13 protein-coding genes are annotated in these 21,095 nt (G+C 71.7%); 8 read left to right on the forward strand and 5 right to left on the reverse strand.

The window, feature by feature from the left end; translation table 11 throughout:
• Positions 1 to 5: 5 nt before the first annotated feature.
• Positions 6 to 1,157, reverse strand: coding sequence for a PQQ-dependent sugar dehydrogenase (locus ACZ69M_RS27955; RefSeq protein ID WP_470054039.1), 1,152 nt, complete (start codon positions 1,155 to 1,157; stop codon positions 6 to 8).
• 117 nt (positions 1,158 to 1,274) lie between these two features.
• Positions 1,275 to 2,282, reverse strand: a complete 1,008-nt coding sequence (locus ACZ69M_RS27960) for an aldo/keto reductase (RefSeq protein WP_470054041.1) — start codon at positions 2,280 to 2,282, stop codon at positions 1,275 to 1,277.
• Between the two features lie 76 nt (positions 2,283 to 2,358).
• On the opposite strand from ACZ69M_RS27960, the gene ACZ69M_RS27965 reads away from it, so the two are divergent.
• The 6 genes from ACZ69M_RS27965 (at position 2,359) to serA (ending at position 12,292) form a co-directional block, all read left to right on the forward strand.
• Entirely contained in the window at positions 2,359 to 3,300 is a 942-nt protein-coding gene (locus tag ACZ69M_RS27965; RefSeq protein WP_470054043.1) for a 2-hydroxyacid dehydrogenase, read from the forward strand.
• Between the two features lie 380 nt (positions 3,301 to 3,680).
• The gene (locus tag ACZ69M_RS27970; protein ID WP_470054045.1) at positions 3,681 to 6,683 is read left to right on the forward strand and encodes a putative bifunctional diguanylate cyclase/phosphodiesterase; all 3,003 of its coding nucleotides are present in this window, start codon (positions 3,681 to 3,683) and stop codon (positions 6,681 to 6,683) included.
• 226 nt (positions 6,684 to 6,909) lie between these two features.
• On the forward strand, positions 6,910 to 8,763 hold the full coding sequence (locus ACZ69M_RS27975) for an acetolactate synthase large subunit (RefSeq protein ID WP_470054047.1): 1,854 nt from the start codon (positions 6,910 to 6,912) through the stop codon (positions 8,761 to 8,763).
• A 27-nt stretch (positions 8,764 to 8,790) separates the two neighbouring features.
• A complete protein-coding gene (gene ilvN, locus ACZ69M_RS27980; RefSeq protein WP_054234575.1) occupies positions 8,791 to 9,321 on the forward strand; it encodes an acetolactate synthase small subunit in 531 nt (176 codons plus the stop codon).
• 115 nt (positions 9,322 to 9,436) lie between these two features.
• Positions 9,437 to 10,435 carry a ketol-acid reductoisomerase gene (gene ilvC, locus ACZ69M_RS27985; RefSeq protein ID WP_067370909.1) on the forward strand — a complete coding sequence of 333 codons (999 nt, stop codon included), beginning with the start codon at positions 9,437 to 9,439 and terminating at the stop codon, positions 10,433 to 10,435.
• A gap of 267 nt (positions 10,436 to 10,702) precedes the next feature.
• Entirely contained in the window at positions 10,703 to 12,292 is a 1,590-nt protein-coding gene (serA, locus tag ACZ69M_RS27990; RefSeq protein WP_352049359.1) for a phosphoglycerate dehydrogenase, read from the forward strand.
• Between the two features lie 68 nt (positions 12,293 to 12,360).
• Here the strand turns inward: serA and ACZ69M_RS27995 are convergent, their stop codons facing one another.
• Entirely contained in the window at positions 12,361 to 15,327 is a 2,967-nt protein-coding gene (locus ACZ69M_RS27995; RefSeq protein WP_470054050.1) for a helix-turn-helix transcriptional regulator, read from the reverse strand.
• Between the two features lie 596 nt (positions 15,328 to 15,923).
• On the reverse strand, positions 15,924 to 17,489 hold the full coding sequence (locus tag ACZ69M_RS28000) for an MFS transporter (RefSeq protein WP_470054052.1): 1,566 nt from the start codon (positions 17,487 to 17,489) through the stop codon (positions 15,924 to 15,926).
• A 96-nt stretch (positions 17,490 to 17,585) separates the two neighbouring features.
• On the opposite strand from ACZ69M_RS28000, the gene ACZ69M_RS28005 reads away from it, so the two are divergent.
• Complete coding sequence (locus tag ACZ69M_RS28005; protein ID WP_352049362.1) at positions 17,586 to 18,173, forward strand: TetR/AcrR family transcriptional regulator; 588 nt, start codon at positions 17,586 to 17,588, stop codon at positions 18,171 to 18,173.
• Positions 18,174 to 18,177: 4 nt separating this feature from the next.
• Here ACZ69M_RS28005 and ACZ69M_RS28010 read toward each other — a convergent pair whose 3' ends face one another.
• Positions 18,178 to 19,374, reverse strand: a complete 1,197-nt coding sequence (locus ACZ69M_RS28010) for an MFS transporter (RefSeq protein WP_470054054.1) — start codon at positions 19,372 to 19,374, stop codon at positions 18,178 to 18,180.
• Between the two features lie 47 nt (positions 19,375 to 19,421).
• Between ACZ69M_RS28010 and pdxR the strand changes: the two genes are divergently transcribed.
• Positions 19,422 to 20,834, forward strand: coding sequence for a MocR-like pyridoxine biosynthesis transcription factor PdxR (gene pdxR, locus ACZ69M_RS28015; protein WP_470054056.1), 1,413 nt, complete (start codon positions 19,422 to 19,424; stop codon positions 20,832 to 20,834).
• Positions 20,835 to 21,095: the final 261 nt, after the last annotated feature.

Here is a 21,095-nt window from a genome sequence, read left to right on the forward strand (position 1 = left end):
GACGCCTACTTCACCTCCAGCTCCAGAATCCTGTCGTCGCCCTTGCCGGGGCTGCCGCGGCCGTCCGTCTCGCTCGTCACGAGCCAGAGCTTGTCGCCGCCCGCCGGGACCACCGTGCGCAGCCGCCCGAACTCGCCCTTCAGGAAGGCCTGCGGGGCGGCGGCGGCCTCCGTGCCCTTCAACGGGATGCGCCACAGACGCTGGCCACGCAGCCCCGCCATCCAGATGGAGCCCTCGGCGTAGGCGATACCGCTCGGGGAGGCCTGGTCCGTGTGCCACTGGGCGACCGGGTTGTGGTACTTCGGATCGTCGCTCCTGCCCTCGACCACCGGCCAGCCGTAGTTGTCGCCCGGCTTGATCTGGTTCAGCTCGTCCCAGGTGTCCTGACCGAACTCGGACGCCCACAGCCGCTGCTTGTCGTCCCAGGCGAGGCCCTGCACATTGCGATGGCCGTACGAGTAGACCACCGAGTTGTCGAAGGGGTTGCCGGGCGCCGGATCGCCGTCCGGCGTCATCCGCAGGATCTTGCCGCCGAGCGCCTTCGTGTCCTGAGCCTGCCCCCGGTCACCCGTCTCGCCCGCCCCCGCGTACAGCATCCGGTCGGGGCCGAAGGCGATCCGCCCACCGTTGTGGATCATCCCCTTGGGGATGCCCTTGAAGATCGTGTCCGGCGCCCCGAGCTGCTCCCCGGACGGCTTCTTCTCGTCGTAGAGCATGCGGACGATGCGGTTGTCCGAGGCCGTCGTGAAGTACGCGTAGATCATGTGGTCGGAGGCGTACGCGGGGGAGAGCGCGATGCCGAGGAGGCCGCCCTCGCCGGCGGGGGCCACGCCGGGCACCTGGCCCAGCTCGGTCTTCTTGCCGGTCTTCTCGTCGACCCGTGTGATCGTCCCCTCGTCCCGCGAGGACACCAGCAGGCCGCCCTCCGGCAGCGGCGCCAGGCCCCAGGGCGACTTGAGGTCCTCGGTGACGGTGCGCACCACCTTCACCGAGCCCTTGGCGGGCGCGGCCGTCTCGGTGGCCCGCGGGGCGGACGACGCCCCCGTCCCCGTACCGCTCGACGACGGGCTCAGGCCGCCGATCGGATCCCCTCCTGAGCCGCCGGAGGAACAGCCGGCGGTCACCACCAGCGCTGCCGCGGCCAACACGGCCTTCATCACTCGACGTTGCACGATCAGAGGTCCCTTCGACGCGGCGGTCCTACTGTTCATACACCGCGCGAGTCCCAGGGGTTCCCGAACCCGGACACCCGGTCCCTCCGGAGCGGGGCGGCCTCAGTCCCAGGACCCCCGTGCCCCCGGCAGCGCCGCCACCTCCGCCAGGTCCTCCGGCGTCAGCCGCAGCCCCGCCGCCCCGGCGTTCTCCGTGACCCACCGTTCCCGCTTGGCCCCCGGCACCGGGACCACGTGCCGCCCCTGGGCCAGCACCCAGGCCAGCGCCACCTGAGCCGGCGTGACCGCGTTCCCGGGCAGGTCGTGGCGCCGGGCGATGCGCCGCAGCCCGACGACGATGGGCTGGTTCGCGGCCATCATCTCGGCCGTGAAGCGGGGGTGGCGGGCGCGCAGGTCATCGCGTTCGAACCCCTCGCCGGGGGTGAGCGTGCCGGTCAGGAAGCCGTTGCCCAGGGGCATCGCCGCCAGGAAGCCCACCCCGCGCGCCGCGCACCACGGCAGCAGCGCGTCCAGCGCCTCCGTCGACCACACCGACAGCTCCGCCTCCACCGCGCTCACCGGGAAGACCTGCTGCACCCGCTCCAGTTGCCGGATCGTTCCGTCGTGCAGCCGCGCCCCCGCACGACGGGCGGACCTGGCGCCCACCGCGCACAGCCCGAGCGAGCGCACCTTTCCGGCCGACACCAGGTCGGCCATCGCGCCCCACGTCTCCTCGACCGGAATCTCCGGGTCCGCGCGGTGCAGTTGGTACAGGTCGATCACATCGGTCTGGAGGCGGCGCAGCGAAGCGTCGCAGGCCCGCCTCACATAGCCGGGGCGCCCATTGGCCACGATGTGCTGCTCGCCCACCAACAGCCCCACCTTCGTCGACACGAAGGCCTCGGAGCGCCGCTCCTTCAGCGCCCGCCCCACCAGCAACTCGTTGGTGAAGGGCCCGTACATGTCGGCCGTGTCGAGCAGCGTCGACCCCCGGTCGAGCGCCGCGTGCACCGCGCGCAGCGACTCCTCACCGCGCTGTCGCGAACCGGTGTACGCCCAGTTCATCGGCATGCACCCGAGCCCGATCGCCCCCACATCGAGCGTTGCCGCGCCGATCGTCCTGCGCTCCACCTGGCCCTGACCCTCCTTCTTCCGGCACCCCAACCTAACCTCTGCGCGACCGGGCGCCTGGCATAGCCTCCCGACCATGACTTCCGATGTGTGGCTTCCCTTTCACGCCGACGAGATCGAGGGCCTCCCCGAGGGCCTGAGCTACCGCTTCTGGGACGGCGACCAGGAGTTTCCCGCGGATCCCGCCGACTGCGAGTTCTACGTCGTCCCCTATATGAAGGCGCCCGGCGTCGGGCAGCGGCCGCTGCCCGAAATGACCTCCCTGCGGGTCGTGCAGACGCTCTCCGCGGGGGTCGACCACGTCCTGCGGGCCGTGCAGTCCCTGTCCCCGGGCGTGCAGTTGTGCAACGCGCGCGGCGTGCACGAGGCGAGCACCGCCGAGCTCGCGCTCACGCTGATCCTCGCCTCGCTGCGGGGCGTCCCCGACTTCGTGCGGGCGCAGGACAAGGGGGAGTGGCGCTCCGGATTCCATCCGGCGCTGGCCGACAAGTCCGTACTGATCGTGGGCTACGGCTCGATCGGGTCCGCGATCGAGGACCGGCTCACGCCCTTCGAAGTAGCGCGGGTGGCGCGCGTCGCGCGCTCTGAGCGCACCACGGCGCGCGGTCCGGTGCACCCACTCACGGAACTGCCCGCACTGCTCCCCGAGGCCGACATCGTGGTGCTCGCCACGCCCCTCACCGACAGCACACGGGGCCTGGTGAACGCCGAGTTCCTGGCCCGGATGAAGGACGGCGCACTGCTGGTGAACGTCGCCCGCGGGCCGGTCGTGGACACCAAGGCGCTGCTCGCCGAGCTGGACAGCGGGCGCCTCACCGCGGCCCTCGACGTCACCGATCCGGAGCCGCTGCCCCAGGGACATCCCTTGTGGCAGACGCCCGGCGTGCTCATCAGCCCCCATGTCGGCGGCCCCACCTCCGCGTTCCTGCCGCGCGCCGAGCGGCTTCTGACCGCGCAGTTGAATCGATTCGTGAACCGGGAACCCCTGGGCAACGTGGTCCTTACGACGGGCGCGTAGCCCGCTTCGGGCACCCTCCGCAGTCCGGCGAATGCGGGCGGTGTCCGCGCTGCCGCTGATCGTCACGGAGCGTAGAGGCACTATGTCCCTGAGTGACGAGACTGGTGTATCGTCCCGACAGGGGCTGCGCCGCGCACCGTTCGGCGCCGGGGATGGACATTCGGACTGCGAGGGGGGCGACGGGCGATGCACGGCCTATGGACCAACGATCCGACGCGGCGGAGCCGCCGACGACCCTGGCGCGCGGCCACGCGCAGACGCGGCCACGGCAGCCATGGTGGTCACGGTGGCCATCACCACCGTGGGCACAGCGGCCGCAGAAGGCATGCGCACCCAGCGCACACGGGCCAGCGGGACCCCGCGCGGACCGGGTGGGCCCGGTGAGCTCCCCCGGGGCACTGCTGTCCCGTCGGCCGTTGTACGGCGCTGGGACAGGCCTGATTCCGCAACTCGTGCTGGCCCTGGTGTGCGCGGGCTACGCCTTCGGTTCCGCGCTCGGCTGGGGCTCCGCGAGCCTCGCGCTGTTCATGGGCGACTTCGGGCTGAGCGCCGCCGCGGGCGCCGCCGCGGTCTCCTGCTTCCTCTACGCCCGCAGCCGCCGCAGCCGCTTTCGACCCGCGTGGCTGCTGTTCGCGCTCTCCTCCACCATGGCCTCGCTGGGCAACGGAGTCTGGGGGTGGTACGAGGTCGTCCTCGACCGCCAGGTCCCGAGTCCCAGTTACGCCGATCTCTTCTTCCTCTGTTTCGCTCCGCCCGCCATCGTAGGACTGCTCGTGCTAGCCAAGAGGCCCGTGACCAAGGCGGGCTGGGTCTGCCTGGCGCTGGACTCCTGGCTGATCGGCGGTTCCCTGCTCACGCTGTCCTGGAGCCTCGCGCTCGCCCAGGCGGCGAAGTTCGACGGGCCGAGCGTCGCGCACACCGCGCTCTCGCTGGCGTACCCGCTACTGGACATCGCCCTGGTCAGCATGGTGCTCGCGCTGCACTTCAGGCGCTCGTCGGTGAACCGCTCGGCGGTGAACACCGCGATCGGGGCGCTCGCCCTGACCGTGATGTGCGACGCCCTGTTCACCTCGCCCCTCCTGCACAACAACTACCACTCCGGGCAGCTCCTCGACGCGGGCTGGTTCGCCGGGTCACTGCTCCTCGCGTACGCCCCGTGGGTCGGTCCCCGGCTCGGGCAGGCGACCGCCGACGGTCATGACACGGAGGAGCCCCGTAGGGACGGGCACGCGCGCGTGGTGCACGAGCACATCCCGGGGCCCCGCCAGGGCGGACCAGGGATCACCCAGGGATCTCAGGGGCATCAGGGACCTCAGGGGGCTCAGGACGGTGGCCACAACCGCTACCCGGCCACCCGTCCGATCGCCGGATCACTGGCCGCACTCACGCCCTACCTGGCCGCCGCCGTGTGCACGCTGGGCATTCTCTACAACGTCCTGAACGGCCGCAGCGTCGACCGCGTCGTGCTCATCACGGCCGGCCTCGTCGTGCTCGCCCTCGTGGTGCGCCAGGGCATCATGCTGCTCGACAACATCACCCTCACCCAGGAGCTGGCCCAGCAGGAGAACCACTTCCGCTCCCTGGTGCAGGGCTCCAGCGACGTCATCATGATCGCCGCACCGAACGGCATCCTGCGGTACGTCAGCCCGGCCGCCGCCGGGGTCTACGGTCGTAACGCCGAGGAGCTCGTCGGCTCCGAGCTCGCCTCCCTCATCCACCCCGAGGACCTCGGCTGCGTGGTGCACGAGGTGCGCCGCTTCCTGGCCGCAAGCCATCTGGAGGAGCCCACCACCCGCATCGAGTGCCGCTTCAAGTCCGGCGACGGCGGCTGGCTCAATGTGGAGTCCACCGTCAACCGACACCACGGCGGCCTCATCTTCAACAGCCGTGACGTGACCGAGCGGGTCCGGCTCCAGGCGCAGCTCCAGCACAACGCCGAGCACGATCCGCTCACCGACCTGCCCAACCGCGCGCTGTTCACCCGGCGCGTCCAGCAGGCCCTGTCCGGCCGCCGCTCCACCGACCGCGGCGCCGCGCTGCGCGGCACGGCCGTCCTCTTCATCGACCTCGACGGCTTCAAGGCCGTCAACGACACGATCGGGCACCAGGCCGGCGATGAGCTCCTCGTCCAGGCCGCCCGCAGACTCCAGGACTCGGTGCGCCAGGGCGACACCGCCGCCCGCCTCGGCGGCGACGAGTTCGCGGCGCTCATCGTCGGCGACGGCAACCGCGACCGGGGTGCGCGCGAACAGCAGATCCTGGAGCTCGCCGACCGGCTGCGGATCAAGCTCTCCCAGCCGTACGCCATCGGCGGCAACGATGTCCGCGTCGCCGCGTCCATCGGCGTCGGCTTCGCCGAACCGGGCCTGGGAGCGGGCGAGTTGCTGCGCAACGCCGACCTCGCGATGTACCGGGCCAAGGCGGCCGGAAAGGGCCGCGTCGAGCTGTACGCGCCCCAGATGCAGCAGGACGTCGTACGGAAGGCGGAGCTGGCCACCCGGCTGCGCTCCGCGCTCCAGGACGGCGAGTTCGCACTGCTCCACCAGCCCGTGGTCTGCCTCGGCAATGGCCGGATCGCGACGGTCACCGCCCAGGCCCGCTGGCGTTCCTCCCAAGGGGTGCTCTTCACGCCGGCGGAGTTCCTGCGCGTCGCCGAGGACAGCGACAAGACCGCCGAGCTGGGCCGATGGATGCTCGAGGAGGCCGTCGAGCAGGCCGCCGAGCGGGCCGCCGCGGGTGTCACGGTGCCCGTCGCCGTGCGGATGAGCGCCCGGCGGCTGCTGGACCGCTCGATGCCGCTCGGCTCCGTGGAGGCCCTGCTGACCCGGCACGGGCTCGCCTCCGGCTCCCTGATCGTCGAGCTGGCCGACACCGACCCCCGGGTCTCCCTGGACGAGCTGGAGCGGCGGCTGAACGCGCTGCGGCGGCTCGGCGTCCGGATCGCCCTGGACGGATTCGGCAGTGGCTACGCGGCCATCACGACGCTCAGAAGGCTGCCCGTCGACGTACTGAAACTCGACCGGGGCCTCGTCGAGGGTGTCGTCGAGTCCGCCCGGCTCCACAAGATCACCAGCGGGCTGCTGCGGATCGCCACCGACCTCGGGCTGCAGTCCGTGGCCGACGGTGTGGACCTGCCCGAGCAGGTCGTCGCCCTGCGCGCGATGGGCTGCACGCACGGACAGGGGATGGCCTTCTCCGGACCGCTCGACGAGTACCGGCTGCGCAGAGCGCTGTCCTGCGGCCACTACCCGGTGCCGCACGGCCCCGCCGAGCCCGCGTTCGCGGGCGGCGGCGCGGGGGTGTATACGAGTGGTGTGCCCGCAGTCTTCGGAGGCGGTACAGCCCTCCGCTCACATAATGAGACTCCCGTCCCACCCACTTGACAGTCAGTGCGTGCCGGGGGGAGGGTCAATGCCATGCGCACCCGAATTCTCGTACTTGGAAAGCGCGTCGGCTGAAGCTGGTGACCACCGGACGGACCCGGAACACCCAGCGACCGCACCCGGCGCGCTCCCCTCGCTTGCCTCACGGCACGAGGGGTTTTTTGTTGCACAGGCACCAGTCGTACACCGCACAAAACTCGCAAAAACCCTCAGCATCGAGAAGAGAATGCCGATGACCGAGCAGGCCACCGGGGCCCATCACCCGCAGCCGCGGCCCCGTTCCGGAGGACAGTCCGCCCCCGAGCACGTCACGGGAGCGCAGTCCCTCATCCGCTCGCTTGAGGAGGTCGGGGCCGAGACGGTATTCGGCATTCCCGGCGGCGCGATCCTTCCGGCGTACGACCCGCTGATGGACTCCACGCGTGTGCGGCACGTGCTCGTGCGGCACGAGCAGGGCGCGGGTCACGCGGCCACCGGTTACGCGCAGGCCACCGGCAAGGTCGGCGTCTGCATGGCGACCAGCGGCCCCGGTGCCACCAACCTGGTGACGCCGATCGCGGACGCGCACATGGACTCGGTGCCGCTCGTGGCGATCACCGGGCAGGTCGCGTCCAAGGCGATCGGCACGGACGCCTTCCAGGAGGCGGACATCGTCGGCATCACCATGCCGATCACCAAGCACAACTTCCTGGTGACCAAGGCCGAGGACATCCCGAGGACGATCGCGGAGGCCTTCCACATCGCCTCCACCGGCCGCCCGGGCCCCGTCCTCGTCGACATCGCCAAGGACGCCCTCCAGGCGCAGACCACCTTCCAGTGGCCGCCCACCCAGGACCTGCCCGGCTACCGCCCGGTGACCAAGCCGCACGCCAAGCAGATCCGCGAGGCCGCCAAGCTGATCACCCAGGCCAAGCGGCCCGTCCTCTACGTCGGCGGCGGCGTCCTCAAGGCCAAGGCCACCGCCGAACTGAAGGTCCTCGCGGAACTCACCGGAGCGCCCGTCACCACCACCCTGATGGCGCTCGGCGCATTCCCCGACAGCCACCCGCTGCACGTGGGAATGCCGGGCATGCACGGTGCGGTCACCGCCGTCACCGCGCTGCAGAAGGCCGACCTGATCGTCGCCCTCGGAGCCCGCTTCGACGACCGCGTCACCGGCAAGCTGGACAGCTTCGCCCCGTACGCCAAGATCGTCCACGCCGACATCGACCCGGCCGAGATCGGCAAGAACCGCGCCGCGGACGTGCCGATCGTCGGTGACGCCCGCGAGGTCATCGCCGACCTGGTCCAGGCCGTGCAGAAGGAGCACAGCGAGGGCCACGCCGGCGACTACGCCGCCTGGTGGAGGGATCTCAACCGCTGGCGCGAGACCTACCCGCTGGGTTACGAGCAGCCGGACAACGGCTCCCTGTCGCCGCAGCAGGTCATCGAGCGGATCGGACAGCTCGCCCCCGAGGGCACCATCTTCGCGGCGGGCGTCGGCCAGCACCAGATGTGGGCCGCGCACTACGTCCAGTACGAGCAGCCCGCGACCTGGCTGAACTCCGGCGGCGCCGGAACGATGGGCTACGCGGTCCCGGCCGCGATGGGCGCCAAGGCCGGTCAGCCGGACAGGACGGTCTGGGCGATCGACGGTGACGGCTGCTTCCAGATGACCAATCAGGAGCTCACCACCTGCGCCCTGAACAACATCCCGATCAAGGTCGCCATCATCAACAACGGCGCCCTCGGGATGGTCCGCCAGTGGCAGACCCTCTTCTACAACCAGCGCTACTCCAACACCGTGCTGCACTCCGGCCCGGACGCGGACGGCAAGCAGCCGAGCGCCGGCACCCGCGTCCCCGACTTCGTGAAGCTGTCGGAGGCCATGGGCTGCTACGCGATCCGCTGCGAGTCCCCCGAGGACCTCGACAAGGTCATCGCGGAGGCGAACTCGATCAACGACCGCCCCGTCGTGGTCGACTTCATCGTGCACGAGGACGCCATGGTGTGGCCGATGGTCGCCGCCGGCACCTCGAACGACGAGATCATGGCCGCCCGGGACGTCCGCCCCGACTTCGGCGACAACGAAGACGACTGAGACCGAGAGAGAGCCGAGTCCACCACCATGAGCACCAAGCACACCCTCTCCGTCCTCGTCGAGAACAAGCCGGGTGTCCTCGCCCGGATCACCGCCCTGTTCTCCCGCCGCGGCTTCAACATCGACTCGCTCGCCGTCGGTGTCACCGAGCACCCCGACATCTCGCGCATCACCATCGTGGTGAACGTGATCGAGGCGCTGCCGCTCGAACAGGTCACCAAGCAGCTCAACAAGCTCGTCAACGTGCTGAAGATCGTCGAACTGGAACCCGGCTCGGCGGTGCAGCGCGAACTCGTTCTGGTGAAGGTGCGTGCCGACAACGAGACGCGCTCCCAGATCGTCGAGATCGTCCAGCTGTTCCGCGCCAAGACCGTGGACGTCTCTCCGGAGGCCGTCACCATCGAGGCCACCGGCGGCAGCGACAAGCTGGAGGCCATGCTCAAGATGCTGGAGCCGTTCGGCATCAAGGAGCTCGTCCAGTCCGGCACGATCGCGATCGGAAGAGGGGCGCGTTCGATCACGGACCGCTCGCTGCGCGCGCTCGACCGATCAGCCTGATCCTTGGTAGGGGCGGTCGGCGATCCCCGACCGCCCGTATACCGAGACCCGAAAACTTCCCTTCCCCCGCCCGCCGTACGGTGGGACGCAACACCGCACACCAAGGAGAACCCCAGTGGCCGAGCTGTTCTACGACGACGACGCCGACCTGTCCATCATCCAGGGCCGCAAGGTCGCGGTCATCGGCTACGGCAGCCAGGGCCACGCCCACGCGCTGTCGCTGCGCGACTCGGGTGTCGACGTCCGCGTCGGTCTGCACGAGGGCTCCAAGTCCAAGGCCAAGGCCGAGGAGCAGGGCCTGCGCGTGGTGACGCCGTCGGAGGCCGCGGCCGAGGCCGACGTCATCATGATCCTGGTGCCGGACCCGATCCAGGCCCAGGTCTACGAGGAGTCCATCAAGGACAACCTGAAGGACGGCGACGCGCTGTTCTTCGGCCACGGTCTGAACATCCGCTTCGGCTTCATCAAGCCCCCGGCCGGTGTCGACGTCGCCATGGTCGCCCCCAAGGGCCCGGGCCACCTGGTGCGCCGCCAGTACGAGGAGGGCCGCGGCGTTCCCTGCATCGCGGCTGTCGAGCAGGACTCCACGGGCAGCGCCTTCCCGCTCGCCCTGTCCTACGCCAAGGGCATCGGCGGCACCCGCGCGGGCGTCATCAAGACGACCTTCACGGAGGAGACCGAGACCGACCTGTTCGGTGAGCAGGCCGTTCTCTGCGGTGGTACCGCGGCGCTGGTCAAGGCGGGCTTCGAGACGCTGACCGAGGCCGGCTACCAGCCGGAGATCGCGTACTTCGAGTGCCTCCACGAGCTGAAGCTCATCGTCGACCTCATGTACGAGGGCGGCCTGGAGAAGATGCGCTGGTCGGTCTCCGAGACCGCCGAGTGGGGCGACTACGTCACCGGCCCGCGGATCATCACGGACGCCACCAAGGCCGAGATGAAGAAGGTCCTCGCGGAGATCCAGGACGGCACCTTCGCCAAGAACTGGATGGAGGAGTACCACTCCGGCCTGAAGAAGTACAACGAGTACAAGACGCAGGACGAGAACAGCCTCCTGGAGACCACCGGCAAGGAGCTCCGCAAGCTCATGTCGTGGGTCAACGACGAGGCGTAAGCCGTACGGCCGAAGGGGCCGGAGCATCCGCTCCGGCCCCTTCGGCCAGCCCTGGGTAACGCCCGTGAGCGCGCCGTTGTCCACCCCGTCCAGCCACGGACGGGTGATCCTTCCACGGAGGCGCAAGAAGGCCCCCGTTGCGGCACTACACTGCTGCACAACATACGCGTCAGGCCCACAGCGTCGTGCGTCTTCCACGCGGCTAGCAACCCTCCACCGCATGCGGCCGTCGGGACGGCCGTCCGCATTGGACCTGTGAGGACTCACGTGAGCTCGAAACCTGTCGTACTCATCGCTGAAGAGCTGTCGCCCGCGACCGTCGACGCCCTGGGCCCGGACTTCGAGATCCGGCACGCGAACGGCGCGGACCGCGCCGAGCTGCTGCCCGCGATCGCCGACGTCGACGCGATCCTGATCCGTTCGGCCACCAAGGTCGACGCGGAGGCCGTCGCCGCCGCGAAGAAGCTCAAGGTCGTCGCACGAGCCGGCGTCGGCCTGGACAACGTCGACGTCTCCGCCGCCACCAAGGCCGGCGTGATGGTCGTCAACGCCCCCACCTCGAACATCGTGACCGCGGCCGAGCTGGCCTGCGGCCTCCTCCTCGCCACCGCGCGCCACATCCCGCAGGCCAACTCGGCGCTGAAGAACGGCGAGTGGAAGCGCTCGAAGTACACCGGCGTCGAGCTCGCCGAGAAGACCCTCGGTGTCGTCGGCCTCGGCCGCATCGGCGCGCTGGTCGCCCAGCGCATGTCCGCGTTCGGCATGAAGGTCGTCGCCTACGACCCCTACGTCCAGCCTGCCCGGGCCGCGCAGATGGGCGTCAAGGTCCTCTCCCTCGACGAGCTGCTCGAGGTCTCGGACTTCATCACCGTGCACCTGCCCAAGACGCCCGAGACGGTCGGTCTCATCGGCGACGAGGCGCTGCACAAGGTCAAGCCGTCGGTGCGGATCGTCAACGCCGCGCGCGGCGGGATCGTCGACGAGGAGGCGCTGTTCTCGGCGCTCAAGGAGGGCCGCGTCGCCGGCGCCGGCCTCGACGTGTACGCGAAGGAGCCCTGCACGGACTCCCCGCTCTTCGAGCTCGACCAGGTCGTCTGCACCCCGCACCTCGGCGCCTCCACGGACGAGGCGCAGGAGAAGGCCGGTGTCTCCGTCGCCCGCTCGGTGCGTCTCGCCCTCGCCGGTGAGCTCGTCCCGGACGCGGTGAACGTGCAGGGCGGTGTCATCGCCGAGGACGTCAAGCCCGGTCTGCCGCTCGCCGAGAAGCTCGGCCGCATCTTCACCGCCCTCGCGGGCGAGGTCGCGGTCCGCCTCGACGTCGAGGTGTACGGCGAGATCACCCAGCACGACGTCAAGGTGCTCGAACTCTCCGCGCTCAAGGGTGTGTTCGAGGACGTCGTCGACGAGACGGTGTCGTACGTCAACGCCCCGCTGTTCGCGCAGGAGCGCGGCGTCGAGGTCCGTCTGACCACGAGCTCGGAGTCCCCCGACCACCGCAACGTGGTCACCGTGCGCGGCACGCTCGGCGACGGCCAGGAGGTCTCGGTCTCCGGCACGCTGGCCGGCCCCAAGCACCTGCAGAAGATCGTCGCCGTCGGTGAGTACGACGTGGACCTCGCGCTCGCCGACCACATGGCCGTGCTGAGCTACGAGGACCGTCCCGGTGTCGTCGGCACCGTAGGCCGCATCCTCGGCGAGGCGGGCATCAACATCGCCGGCATGCAGGTCGCGCGTGCCGCCGCGGGCGGCGAGGCCCTCGCGGTCCTCACCGTCGACGACACGGTCCCGCAGAACGTGCTGAGCGAGGTGGCCGAGGAGATCGGCGCCACCTCGGCGCGCTCGGTGAACCTCGTCTGACCTTCGCAGTACGCGGTACGGGGCCCGGTCACCTGAGGTGACCGGGCCCGGTCATGCGCGGGGGCCGGTCATGTGCGGGAGTCCCGGGGCGGCTCGACCAGCCCCTCCCGATAGGCGATGGCCACGGCCTCGGTGCGCCCCGAGGCGCCCAGCTTGGCGAGGATGTTGGAGACGTGCACGCTCGCCGTCTTCCCCGTGATGAACAGCTCCTCGCCGATCTGGCGGTTGGTACGGCCGCGCGCCAGCAGCCTCAGGACATCGCTCTCGCGGGCGGTCAGCGCCGGGACACGGTCCGCGGCCGACGGTGAGTCGGCGAGACGACCGCGCCGCATCAGGGCGTCCAGCTCCTCGCGCAGCGGTACGGCGCCGAGCCGGACGGCGGTGTCGCGCGCCGCGCGGGCCCGCTCGGCGGCCTCCTCCCGACGGTCCGCCACGAGCAGCGCCTCGGCCAGCCGTCTTTCGCAGCGGGCCAGTTCATAGGGATCGCCGTAGTCGAACGCGGCGACCGCCTCCTCCCAGGCGGCCACCTCGGGACCCGAGTGCGCGCGCAGCCACTCCGCCTCGGCGCGGGCGAGCCAGGCCAGCCCCTCCGGTCCCTGCCGCGAGCCGTCCTCCCCCTTCGCGGCCGTGCTCCGGGCCACCTCCACCAGCTCGGTCGCGAGGTCCGCCCAGTGCTGGGAGCCCGTCTCGTCGCCGGTCAGACGCAGCTCGACGGCGGCGTCCGCGACCGCCGACAGAGCCAGCGCCGCGAGCCGCACACCGATGTCGGGCCGCTCGTTGCCGGAGCTGTTCCTGAGCGATGCGACCGTCGCATGTACGGAGGCGACGGCGCCCTCGGGGTCGCCGCGCAGGGCTGCGGCGTCGGTCAGCACGATGCCCGCGACGACCGTAGCCATGAAGTCGAACGGTCCGTCGAGCAGCGCGCGGGCCCGCTCGGCGGCCCCCTCCTCGCCGCGCGCCAGGGCGACGTACAACGCGGGCCCGACGGCGAAGCCGCCCGCCGGTGGCAGCCGTCGGGCGTCGACGGCGGCGGCCCGCGCGCACTCGTCCCAGCGGCCCAGGGTGTAGAGGATCAGGGACTGGAGGTAGCGCAGCTCCAGCGCGTACGGGGAGGAGACGAGGCCGGAGCGGTTCGCCCACTCGAGTCCCTCGGCGAGCCAGGTCAGGCACTCGTCCAGGGCTCCGGCCTCGTAGGCCCCGATGGCGAGGTTGAAGTGGGCGCGCATCTCGATGGAGACATTGCCGGCGCGCCGGGCCAGGTCGCGGGCCTGCCGAAGCCGCTCCCGGCCCTCGGCCGTACGCCGGTTGTGGTCCTCCAGACCGACCAGGGAGATGATCAAGTCGGCCTGGGCGTCGGCGAGTCGGAGCTCCTCGGCGGTGCGCAGCGCCTGCCGGGCGACGCGCTCGGCGTCCTCGTCGTGGCCCATGTACCGCGCGGCCATGACATGGGTGGCCGCCGCCCACACCCAGGTGTGCGACGGGGGCTCGGCCGGGATCATGGCCAGTGCCTCGCTGCTGTAGGTGAAGGCGGCCTTCAGACTGTCGACGCGCATCAGATTGCCCGCGAGGGTGTAGCGGACGCGGGCGGCGAGTTCCGAGTCCGCGTCCGATCCCGCCCTGGCGAGGGCGGCGCGGGTGAGGGAGACCGCCCGGTGGGTCTGACCGGCGTGCGCGGCGGCGGCGGAGGCGCGCAGGGTGAGCGTGACCGGGTCGCCGTTTCGGGGGCGGGCGTCGGGGTCCACCGCGGGCCACAGTTCGAGCGCGGCCTCCACGTGGTGCAGCTCCTCGGCGGGCGCGCCGACCCGCTGGGCGTGGTCGGCGGCTTCCAGCGAGGCGGTCAGCGCGTCCGCGAGATCGTGGCTCTCCCGCGAGTGGTGGGCGCGCTCGGCCGCGCTTTCCGCCGTGTGACCGCGTCCGGCGAGGAGTCTGGCGAACGCGCCGTGCAGCCGGACCCGCTCGCCGGGCAGCAGATCGGCGTAGACGGCCTCACGGGCGAGGGCGTGCCGGAAGGAGTACGTGGCGTCGTCGCCGGGGACCAGCAGCTGCCGTCCTACGGCCTCCCGCAGCGCCGACTCCAGCTCTTCCTCGGGCAGTTGTACGGCGTCACGCAGCAGGTCGTGCTCGACGCGCCGCCCGGCGACGGCGGCCGTGCGCAGCACCTGCTGGGCGGTGTCGGAGAGTTGCTCGATCCGGATGAGCAGGAGGTCGGCGAGGCCGCTGGGCATGGCGGGCGCCGCCGGGTCGAGGTCGCCCGGCAGCGCGGCGAGCAGCTCCTCCGCGTAGAAGGCGTTGCCCTCGGCGCGGTCGACGATGCGGCGGACGGTGGTGTCGGAGAGGGCGTCCGTCCGCAGGGCGCGCACCAGGCGGGCCACTTCGGCGTCGGCCATGGGGCGCAGTTCGAGCCGCTCCACGGAGGGGAGCCGGGCCAGCTCGGCGAGCAGGGGGCGCAGGGGGTGGCGGCGGTGCAGGTCGTCCGAGCGGTACGAGGCGAAGAGGGCGAGGTGGTGGGCGGGGGAGCCGGGGACCGGATTCTGCAGGACGCCTCGGCTGAGGAGGAAGCGCAGGAGGTCCCTCGATGACTGGTCCGCCCAGTGGAGGTCTTCGAGGACCAGGAGGAGGGGGGTGATGTCGGCGGCGTCGGCCAGCAGGCCGGCGACGCCCTCGAAGAGTCGCAGCCGGCTGCCGGTGTCCGTGTCCGTCCCGCTGCCGGAGCCCAGCAGGCGGTCGACCGCCGGGTGTGCCGCGAGGGCGGCGGTGAACCGCTCGTCTCCGCCGAGCGTGCCGAGGATCTCGGTGAACGGCAGATAGGGCAGGCCCACGTCGCCGAGGTCCACGCAGTGGCCGGTGAGCACCGTCATGCCGGTGTGCGTGGCGTGTGCGGCGGCTTCCGTCAGGACGCGGGTCTTTCCGACGCCGGCGTCTCCGGAGAGGACGACGGCGCGGGGGGTGCCTGCGCGGGCGCGGTCCAGCACGCCGGTGAGCCGGGCGAGTTCGTCGTCCCGGCCGATGAACGGCGTACTGGTTGTCTGTGCCACGCCGCCATCCTGACACGCCTCACCGACAACGCCCCGCCCCCGTTCTCGCCCCCGCCGCCCCTACCCGTCCCATCCCTACTCGGGGGCTCCGCCCCCAAACCCCCCATCGGCCTGAACGCCCTCGTCCTCAAACGCCGGACGGGCTGGGTGGTGCGGGGCCGGAGCGGGTGAGGCATCGGCCTCCGGCCTGGTCCTCAAACACCGGACCGGCTGGATGACGCGGGCCGGCCCCGGGTCGCCAGGGGCGCGGGGAACTGTGCGGTCAGTCCCCGCCGGTCGGCGGGCAAGGTACTTGGGGTGGGTGGGGTTTCGGGGTGTAGCTCCGCCTGGGGGGGGCGGGGAACTGCGTGGTCAGTCCCCGCCGGTCGGTGGGCAAGGTACTTGGGGGGGTGGGGTTTCGGGGCGTAGCCCCGCCTGGGGGGCGCGGGGAACTGCGCGGTCAGTCCCCGCCGGTCGGTGGGCAAGGTACTTGGGGGGGTGGGGTTTCGGGGCGTAGCCCCGCCTGGGGGGCGCGGGGAACTGCGCGACCGGAGCCCGCCCCCCGTAGTCGGAGCGCACAGCCGGGGTTCCAAGGGCGTAGCCCTGGTGAAGGGGTGTCAGACGGGAGCCTGTTCGGGGTGCGGGGCCTCGGCCCCGACCTCCCGCACCCGCACGCGCCGCAACGTCACAGACGCCACCCCCGCCGCCCCCAGCAACAACACCGCCCCCGCGATCGCCGCCGCCTGCATCCCACTGGTGAACGCCTCCCGCGCGGCCCGCACCAGCGCCTCGCCCGCGCCGCCCGGCAACCCGTGGGCGACCGCCAGCGCGCCGCCGAGGGTCTCCTGGGCCGGCGCCGGGACGCCGGACGGAATCTCGTGGCGGTAGACGGCCGTACCGATGGACCCGAGGACCGCCATACCGAGCGCCCCGCCGAACTCGGCACCCGTCTCCAGCAGCGAGGACGCGGCGCCCGCGTTGCCGACGGGGACGGTGCCCAGCGCCAGATCCATCATCTGGGACATCACGGTGACGATCCCCGAGGCGAGGACTCCGGCCCCGGCGAGGACCAGCCACATCGAGTCGGTCCCGGTGAGGGCCAGCAGGCCGTAGCCGCACGCGGCGAGGACGAAGCCGCCGGACACGACGTGGGCGCGGTGGACGCCCTTCTGCACCAGTTGCGCGGCGACCGGCGCGGCGACCCCGACCAGGACCGTCGGCAGCAGTGACCACAGCGCGGCCTCCATGGAGCTCTTGCCGAGGACCGACTGCAGGTACTGGGTGGTGAAGTACGCCGACCCCATCATCCCGAACGCGGAGACCAGGTTGAGCGCGACGGCGGGCGCGAAGCCCCGGCCCCGGAACAACTCGGGGGAGATCAGCGGGGACTTGGCGGTGCGCTGCCGCTGGACGAAGAGCGCGGCGAAGACGAGACCGACGACGATCGAGGCGCCGTACTCGAACTTCCAGCCTTCGGACGGGATTTCCTTCACGCCGTAGATGACGGGCAGCACGGCCGCCATCGACAGCGGCACGCTGAGCAGGTCGAAACGGCCCGGTTCCGGGTTCCTGGACTCGGGGAGCAGGATCGGGCCGAGGACCAGCAGCAGCACCATCGCGGGCAGGTTGACGAGGAAGACCGAGCCCCACCAGAAGTACTCGACGAGGACACCGCTCATCACCGAACCGAGCGCGATACCGCCGGTCATGACGCCGGACCACAGACCGATCGCCTTCGCGCGCTGCCCGGGGTCGGTGAACATCGTGCGGATGATCGCCATCGTCGACGGCATGAGGGTGGCGCCACCGATGCCGAGGACCGCGCGGGCCGCGATCAGCATTTCGGCGCTGTCGGCGTAGGCGGCCATGACCGAGGCCGTGCCGAAGGCGGCGGCGCCGAAGAGGAGGAGCTTGCGGCGGCCTATGCGGTCGCCGAGCGAGCCCATCGTCATCAGCAGTCCGGCGAGCACGAAGGCGTAGATGTCGAAGATCCACAGCTGCTGGGTGCCGCTCGGCTCCAGGTCCGCGCTGATCGCGGGGATCGCGAAGTAGAGGACCGAGACGTCCATCGAGACCAGGAGCAGCGGAAGCATCAGGACGCCGAGGGCGGTCCATTCGCGGCGGCCGGCGAGGCCTCGGCCGGGTGCGGGGGTGGTGCTCGTCGAGTGCTTCGAGTTCGTCATGCCAGGGACTGTACGGACGTCTTAAACGCTTGTCTAGTACGCTTGTTTAAAACGAGCGTATGGGACAGTTGTCTGGATCGGGGTACGCTGATCGGCATGGGACACCGTGAGGATCTGCTCGAAGGCGCCAAGCGCTGCCTGCTGGAGAAGGGGTTCGTGCGCACCACGGCGCGCGACATCGTGAAGGAGTCCGGGACGAACCTGGCGTCCATCGGCTACCACTACGGGTCGAAGGACGCGCTGCTGACGCAGGCCTTCGTGGAACTGGTGCAGGAGTGGGGCGAGAAGTCCGTCCATCATCCGGAGCACGAGGACACGCCCGGGGGTTCCGTGGAGCGGTTCCACAGCGTGTGGGCGCGGATGCTGGAGTCCTTCGAGGAGTTCCGCCCCGTCTGGGCGGCCAGCATGGAGATCGTGACGCAGGGGGAGCGGGTTCCGGAGCTGCGGAATCTGATGGCGAAGGCACAGATCGAGGGACGGTCGGGGCTCGTCGCGATGCTCACGGGCCTGGACGAGGAGACGCTCGACGAGCGCACCGTCCAGTCCCTCGGCGGCTTCTACCAGGCGCTGCTCAACGGTCTGATGGTGCAGTGGCTCTTCGACCCGGCGAGCGCCTCCACGGCGGACGACCTCACGGAGGGGCTGCGACGGGTGATCGAGGGGGCGACCGGCTCGCGGGACTGAGGCCTCACCCGGCCACGACTCCGCCCGGCGTGGCGCCGGACCCGCGATCGGCTCGCGCATCGCGGGAGGCCGGGATCAGCGCCGCCAACATCAGTGCGGCGGTGACGGCGAAGGCCGACGGATACCCCGTCACCCCGGCCAGCACGCCGAAACCCGCCGCCCCGACGCCCATACCACCGTCGTACGCGACGTTCCACAGCGCTGTGACGGTGCCGTATCCCGAGGCCGGGACGCGCGCGTACATCAGGCTCAGCGTGGTGTTCTGGGCGATTCCGAAGCCGGTGCCGAAGACCGCGACCCCGACGAGGACCGCGACGGGACTGCCGGTGACCGCCGTGATCGACAGGCCCCCGGCCGAGAGGACCAGGCCGGGCACGAGGAGCCGCGCGGGCCCGTGCCGGTCGCCGTACCGGCCCGCCGCCAGGCGGGCCGCGGTCGACGCGGCCGGCTGCACGAAGAGGGCCACGGCGACGACCGTGCCGTACGCGGCGGGGACCGCCAGCGGCAGGAACGTGACGACGATCCCGGCGGCGAGGGCGGTGGTCGCGAAGACGGCCCCGGGCCGCATCAGACCACCGGTGCGCAGCCCGGCCAGCACCCCCACCGGTTTCCCGGAGGCCGGCTCCCGGTCCGGCAGGCCCGGTACGGCGGCGATCGCGGCCAGCGCCGCCACGCCCGCGGCCACGGCGACCGGCCCGTACCCGGCGTGCGCGGCGAGCCACACGCCGAGCGGCAGCGCGATCAGCGACGGCACTCCGGAGACCACGCCCACCAGCGCGAGGCCCTCCCCCCGCCGCTCGGCCGGAATGAGCGACGCGGTGAGCGCGCCGCCCGCGACGAGCGTGAGCGCGAAGCCGAGGCCGCGGACCAGACAGACCGTCACGATCCACGCCATGCCGTCGGAGACGGTCAGGACCAGCGCGGGAGCGCCGAGCAGGGTGAGCCCGGCGATCAGCGCGACCCGGTAGCCGTAGCGGCCGACCAGGCGGGGAGCGGCCAGTTCACCCAGGACCGTGGAGAGCATCAGGGCGCCGGTGGCCAGGCCGGCGCCCGACGCCGTGGCGTAGCGGGGCACGACCGACAGGAGCAGGAAGAAGCTCGTCGAGGCCCCGACCATGCTCACGAAACGGAGCAGCAGGGGACGGGTGAGGAGAGGGGGCCTCGAAGCTGCCGCGGGGATGCGGGGCGTGGTCGCTGTCATGGAAACGACGCTAGGCAGCTGCCGGACCCCCGGTAAGCTCCAATTCCATGCCGTTGCAGTGGGCCGGTCTGTCACCCGAACTGCTGCTGTCCGTCGACCGGGAGAGCGGCGAGCAACTGCGCGCCCAGCTCGAACGGCAGCTGCGGGACGCGATCCGCACGGGCCGCCTCGGCGCCGGCGAGCGGCTGCCCTCCTCGCGTGAACTCGCCCGCGAGATGGGGCTGTCGAGGGGCCTCGTCCAGGACTGCTACGCCCAGCTCCAGTCCGAGGGCTACCTCGTGACGCGCGTCGGCTCGGCCACCCGGGTCGCGGCGTGCGCCCACGTGCCGCCCGCGCCCGCGCCGCACCGCAGCGCGCCCGAGCGGCTGATCGCCGACTTCCGGCACGGCGTGCCGGACCTGACCGGCTTCCCGCTCTCCGACTGGCTCTGGGCACTGCGTGAGGCGGGCCGCACCCTGCCGACCGCGGACCTCGACTACGGGGATCCGCACGGCAGTTGCGTGCTGCGCGAGGTCGTCGCCGGATATCTGCGCCGGGTGCGTGCCGCCGCGGCCGACCCCGAGCGGATCGTCGTCTGCTCCGGCTACGCGCAGGGCCTCGGCCTCACCCTGGAGAGCCTGGCCGGAGCGGGGGTGCGTGTCGTGGCGTACGAGGACCCGGGCGCTCCCGCCACGGTGACGGCGGCCGCGGCCGCGGCGGGTCTGACGGCGGTGCCCGTCCCGGTCGACGAGCAGGGCATCGACGTACGGGCGCTGGAGGCGACCGGGGCACGGGCCGTCGTCGTCACCCCCGCCCACCAGTGGCCCACCGGCGTCGTCCTCGCGCCCGAACGCCGGCTCGCGCTGATCGAGTGGGCGACGCGGCGGGACGCGTACGTCGTCGAGGACGACTACGACGCCGAGTTCCGCTACGACCGTGAACCTGTCGGAGCCCTGCACGGACTGGCCGCCGACAGGGTCGTCTCCATCGGCACCGTCAGCAAGTCCCTCGCCCCGGCGCTGCGCATCGGCTGGCTGCTCTGCCCGCCCGCGCTCGCCGCCCCGATCACGGCGGCCAAGCTGCGCACCGACCGCGGCTCCCCGACTCTCGACCAGCTCGCCCTCGCCCGCCTCGTCGAGTCCGGCCGCTACGACCGCCATCTGCGGCGCATGCGCACGACTTACGCGGCCCGGCGTACGGCCCTGGTCACGGCCCTCGCCGCACACGCCCCCGAGGTCCGGCTGACGGGTCTCGCGGCCGGGTTCCACGCCGTCGCGCACCTGCCCGGCACGGACGCGGCCGCCGAACGGGCCGTCATCGACGGGGCGCGCGCACGGTCCGTCGGCCTGTACGGGATGAGCGCCTGTCGCGCGGACCGGGCGACTGCGCCGCCCCAACTCGTCCTGGGCTTCGGTGACGTGGGGGAACGCGCGATCACGGAAGGCATCGCGACGATCGGCGACCTGCTCGTGGCGGGCTAGGCCCTGTCAGGGAGGGACCCCCTGCGGCGTGCCGGGCGCAGACCCAGGTACATCCAGTACGAGGGCCCGTGCCCGGCACGCCGAGAGCACGCACCTGACGCCGCAGGGCCCGCCCTTTGGGCGGACGACGGGAATGTGACGACAGGACCCAGGACCGGCGCAGGGCCGCGCGCCAGGGGTCGGGTACCGTCTCGCCGTACTCGACGTCCGTGGCTCCCACGAGGGCCGCCAGGTCGGCGAGTTGCCCGGTGACGGCCTTGC

The sequence above is a fragment of the Streptomyces sp. NPDC107454 genome, assembly GCF_055582885.1.

Bases quoted from the DNA above. Each gene is read 5' to 3' on its own strand.
- ACZ69M_RS27955 (WP_470054039.1), bottom strand. From the start codon at position 1,157: ATGAAGGCCGTGTTGGCCGCGGCAGCGCTGGTGGTGACCGCCGGCTGT.
- ACZ69M_RS27965 (WP_470054043.1), top strand. From the start codon at position 2,359: ATGACTTCCGATGTGTGGCTTCCCTTTCACGCCGACGAGATCGAGGGC.
- ACZ69M_RS27975 (WP_470054047.1), top strand. From the start codon at position 6,910: ATGCCGATGACCGAGCAGGCCACCGGGGCCCATCACCCGCAGCCGCGG.
- ilvN (WP_054234575.1), top strand. From the start codon at position 8,791: ATGAGCACCAAGCACACCCTCTCCGTCCTCGTCGAGAACAAGCCGGGT.
- ACZ69M_RS28000 (WP_470054052.1), bottom strand. From the start codon at position 17,489: ATGACGAACTCGAAGCACTCGACGAGCACCACCCCCGCACCCGGCCGA.
- ACZ69M_RS28005 (WP_352049362.1), top strand. From the start codon at position 17,586: ATGGGACACCGTGAGGATCTGCTCGAAGGCGCCAAGCGCTGCCTGCTG.
- ACZ69M_RS28010 (WP_470054054.1), bottom strand. From the start codon at position 19,374: ATGACAGCGACCACGCCCCGCATCCCCGCGGCAGCTTCGAGGCCCCCT.
- pdxR (WP_470054056.1), top strand. From the start codon at position 19,422: ATGCCGTTGCAGTGGGCCGGTCTGTCACCCGAACTGCTGCTGTCCGTC.